Origin of the sequence: Myxococcus llanfairpwllgwyngyllgogerychwyrndrobwllllantysiliogogogochensis, from assembly GCF_006636215.1 — a bacterium.
In the GTDB taxonomy this organism is placed as follows: domain Bacteria; phylum Myxococcota; class Myxococcia; order Myxococcales; family Myxococcaceae; genus Myxococcus; species Myxococcus llanfairpwllgwyngyllgogerychwyrndrobwllllantysiliogogogochensis.
In genome coordinates this window covers 1-643 of record NZ_VIFM01000600.1, presented here as the reverse complement: position 1 = coordinate 643, position 643 = coordinate 1, and the positions used below count along the sequence as shown (strand labels likewise).

The 643-nt window shown below is 71.5% G+C and carries 1 protein-coding gene; it reads right to left on the bottom strand.

All coding sequences use genetic code 11. The annotated features are described in order from the left end of the window. The coding region (locus tag FJV41_RS49550; protein WP_141649549.1) for a M16 family metallopeptidase at window positions 1-643 on the bottom strand (643 nt) is incomplete at both ends.

Sequence of the window (643 nt, the reverse complement as noted above, 5' to 3'; positions counted from 1 at the left end):
GGCGGAGTCGGCGGCGTCGGTGGGGACGAGCCAGCCGACGGTGCGACGCTGGGGGACGAAGACGCGAGCGGCGACCTTGCGGATGTCGTCGCGGGAGACGCGCTCGTAGCGGGCAGGGGCGTCGAAGACCTTGCGGAAGTCGCCGCGGAAGACCTCGGAGGAGCCGAGCGCGTACGCGCGCCCGTTGATGGTCTCCAGCGAGCGCCAGAAGTTGGCGAGGGTGATGTTGCGAGCCTTGCGCAGCTCGGCGTCGGTGACGCCGTCCTTCACGACGCGGGCGAGCTCCTCGGTGATGAGGGCTTCGACGCGCGCCAGGTCGCCGCCCGTGGGCAGGTCGGCGGTGAACCAGACGAGGCCCGGGTCGAAGCCGGGGGTGTACATGGTGTTGGTGCGGATGGCGACGCGCTCTTCCTCGACGAGGCGGCGGTGGAGGCGGGAGGAGTCGCCGTCGCCGAGGATGTTGAGCAGGAGGGTGAGGGCCTCCACGTCGGCGTCCTTGCCGGACATGCCGTGGTAGGCAAGCTGGAGCAGCGGGGACTGGGAGATCTTCTTCACGACGACGCGGCGCTCTCCCTGCTGCTCGGGCTCCTGGGTGCGGACGGGCTCGGGCGCGGGCTGGGCCCTGCTCGCTCGCAACGTGGGC